This window comes from Aminobacter sp. J44 (genome assembly GCF_007829415.1).
Taxonomy (GTDB): domain Bacteria; phylum Pseudomonadota; class Alphaproteobacteria; order Rhizobiales; family Rhizobiaceae; genus Aerobium.
Map to the genome: position 1 here is coordinate 1 of NZ_VLJG01000075.1, position 3,391 is coordinate 3,391.

The 3,391-nt window shown below is 59.3% G+C and carries 2 protein-coding genes and 2 pseudogenes; 2 read left to right on the forward strand and 2 right to left on the reverse strand.

What is annotated here, in order from left to right:
• Nucleotides 1-52: 52 nt before the first annotated feature.
• A complete protein-coding gene (locus L610_RS18660; protein WP_186441616.1) occupies nt 53-1,084 on the reverse strand; it encodes a TRAP transporter large permease in 1,032 nt (343 codons plus the stop codon).
• 54 nt (nt 1,085-1,138) lie between these two features.
• Here L610_RS18660 and L610_RS18665 point away from each other — a divergent pair.
• Nucleotides 1,139-1,402, forward strand: a pseudogene (locus L610_RS18665) (transposase); the annotation flags it as partial.
• A 238-nt stretch (nt 1,403-1,640) separates the two neighbouring features.
• Here the strand turns inward: L610_RS18665 and L610_RS18670 are convergent.
• Nucleotides 1,641-2,693 (reverse strand): IS110 family transposase, encoded by a 1,053-nt coding sequence (locus L610_RS18670; protein WP_144706908.1) that lies wholly within the window; start codon nt 2,691-2,693, stop codon nt 1,641-1,643.
• A gap of 64 nt (nt 2,694-2,757) precedes the next feature.
• Here L610_RS18670 and L610_RS18675 point away from each other — a divergent pair.
• A pseudogene (locus tag L610_RS18675) lies at nt 2,758-3,306 on the forward strand (DDE-type integrase/transposase/recombinase); the annotation flags it as partial.
• Nucleotides 3,307-3,391 lie beyond the last annotated feature (85 nt).

A 3,391-nucleotide genomic window follows, 5' to 3' on the forward strand; every position in this document is an offset into this window, starting at 1 on the left:
GTTCAGTAGGATTAGATCACCAACCCGATGCGATCCGCTGCTCAAATCGGCATCACATCCCCACGGCGTTCGGCAACCACAAGACTGTTGCCGGGATGAATGTGACCAGCAGCAGGATCAGCAACATGATCCCGAGCAGCGGGATGCTCTCCTTGAGGATTGCCTCCATTGGCTCCTTTGCGATCGACTGAGCGATCAGGAGGTTGAGGCCCATCGGCGGATGGATCAGACCGATCATCAGGTTGAGCACCACGACAAGACCAAAATGGATCGGGTCGATGCCCAGAGCGATTGCCGAGGGCAAGACGATCGGCACGATGATGATCGTCGCGGGCGTGGAATCGAGGAAGGCACCTGCGACCAAAAGGACGACATTGATCATCAGCAAGAAGGCAACGGGTGAAAGCTGGGCCGCCTCAATCCAGCGCGACAGGTCCTTTGGCACGCCATGCACTACGAGTAGAAATGCGACGAACGAGGAAGCGGAAACCACCAGCATGATGTTGGCAGTCTGCATTCCGGCCTCTTTGAGGATCGCCGGGAAACTGCTCCAGCGAAACTCGCGGTGGATCACCCAGCCGACAAAGATCGCGTAGACGACGAGCACGGCGCCGATCTCGGTTACGGTGAAGAAGCCGCCACGCGCGCCGATGATCAGCAGGAGGGGCATAGACATCGCCCAAACGGACACACGGAATTTGCGCCAGATCTCGGTGCCGCTCTGGCGCCCGCGCCGCGGCAAGTCGTGCTTGCGCGCGTACCAATCAACGAAAATCACCAGCGCAATCACGATCATCATCGCCGGGAAGAAACCGCCGACGAACAGCTTCATGATCGAGACCTCGGCAATGACGCCGTAGATGATGAGGGGAATCGACGGCGGCAGAATCGGGCCGAGCAGCGCGGCGGTCGCGGTGAGCGCTCCGGCGAACGCGCCGGAATAACCCTCCTTCTTCATCTCGGGGATAAGCAGCGCGCCTGTTGCCGACGCATCAGCGACCGAAGAGCCGGAAATGCCAGCGAGAAAAAGGTTGGTGCCAATGTTCACCTGACCTGAGCTGCCCCGCAGCCGTTGACGTGCCACTGAGTTTTTCCTCCACCTGGAGTTAGAGTCCGGCCTCGATTGAAGGACGGACAGATGAAGCGAAAGCGGTTCACGGAAGAACAGATCATCGCGGTGCTGCGGGAGCACGAGGCGGGAGCGAAGGCAGGAGATCTTGCCCGCAAGCACGGAGTCAGCGAGGCAACGCTGTATAACTGGAAGGCGAAGTATGGCGGGATGGACGTCTCCGACGCCAAGCGCCTGAAGGCTCTGGAAGACGAGAATGCGAAGCTGAAGAAGCTGCTGGCCGACCAGATGCTGGAAGCGGCGGCACTGAAGGAGCTTCTGTCAAAAAATGTATGGTCCGCCCCGTCCGTGCAAGGGTTCGCGACATAGTAAATGACGATTCCAGTTGCATAAATGTATCCGGCCTCTCGCGAGCGGACTGCGATTGCAGCCAGGCCATGATGAGATCCGCACACGCCGTTCCCAATAAATGGTTCGGGCACGAAGCCCGCTTTTTTGCACAGGGCTTACGGCATGTTGATCCACTGTTTCGTCATCACTATTCCCGAGCCTTGCAATCGAACCAGGAGCATCAGGCGAATACAGGATCTCTGCGCTCGTAGAGTGCTCCCGGCTTGGTCAGGACGACCCAGACGATCCGGGCCATTTTTGCGGCAAGTGCGACAACAGCTTTGTTCGCGTGCATTCGGGCTTGGAGACCATCCAGCCATCTTCCCAGCCGATCCTTTGTTCGATCGAGGTGTCTGAAGCAGGATCGCGCACCATGGACCAGCAGTTTACGGACGTATCGATTACCTCGCTTGCTGATGCCGAGGAGTTTTTGCTTCCCTCCCGTCGAGTATTCTCGCGGTACAAGGCCCAGCCATGCGGCCAGATCGCGAGCTTTCTGGAACTGTCTGCCGTTTCCAACAGCAGCAAGCAATGCTGTCGCACCGAGAGCTCCGACTCCGGGGATTGTCATCAGCCGTCGTGCAGCATCCTCTCGATCAGCGATCGCTTCGATCTCGCGTGTCACGTCAGCAATCCGCGTTTCCAACTGACGCAGGTCGGCAAACAGTTCGCTGAGCAGTTTGCGCATTGCGGGCGAAAGATCGTTAGTTGGATCCTTGAGAGCCTCGGGCAGGTCGAGCTTGAACAGTCCTGCACCCTGACGTAACGCGACACCGTATTCGAGGCAAAAAGCGCGCATCTGGTTGATCAGGCGGGTTCGCGTGCCGATCATTTGGTCACGCACCCGGTGCAAGGCTTGTAGGTCGGCCTGCGCCTCAGTCTTGAGTGCAGCAAATCGCATCGTTGGTCGCGTGGCGGCCTCGGCGATTGCCTCCGCGTCAATGATGTCACTCTTGTTCGACTTTACGTAAGGCTTCACAAATTGGGCAGGGATCAGCCGAACCTTGTGACCGAGCGTCTGGATCTTCCTCGCGACCCACTGAGACCCTGCGCAGGATTCCATCCCCACAATCGCCGGTGCTGCCCGCTGGAAGAATTGAAGCAACGTGTCCCGTCGGAACCTAACCCGCTGAACAACCGTGCCGTCGCTCCCTAACGCGACGACGTGGAAGATGTTCTTACCAAGATCAATCCCATAGACCGCTGCGGGACGCGGCGCATTGCGTTTAGGCATAGCAACCTCCTTTGGTTTGACCGCCTCATGATGCGGCAGGAGGACGAGGCGGACCATCCCATTAATGGTAGGGCCCGCCGCCAAGCGCGAAGCCGTCGCGCATCTGCAGGCCGTCATGGGCCTGTCGGAGCGTCGGGCCTGTTCCTTCGTCGGTGCCGATCGCAAGATGATCCGCTACCAGTCCTGCCGTCCGCCAGAGACCGAACTGCGCGGCCGGCTACGCGACCTTGCCAAGGAGCGCCGACGTTTTGGCTATCGGCGGCTGTTCATCCTGCTGCGGCGGGAGGGCGAACCGTCTGGCATCAACCGCATCTATCGGCTCTACCGCGAGGAAGAGCTGACGGTTCGCAAGCGCCGGGCACGGCGGCGAGCAGTGGACACGAGAGCACCAATCCTGGTCGAGGCGAGAGCGAATGCGCGCTGGTCGCTCGACTTCGTGCATGACCAGTTCGCCTGCGGTCGGCGGTTCAGGGTGCTCAACATCGTCGATGACGTCACGCGAGAGTGTCTGGCAGCCATCCCGGATACATCGATCTCCGGTCGCCGGGTGGCACGTGAACTGACCGATCTGATCAGCCGGCGTGGCAAGCCGGACATGATTGTTTCCGACAACGTCCTAAGCGCGGAAGAAAATGGAGATACCAGTCAAAGTCTCTCTGTTCGTCAGCATGCTCTCGCTGCGTGACGCCGGTCAAGTG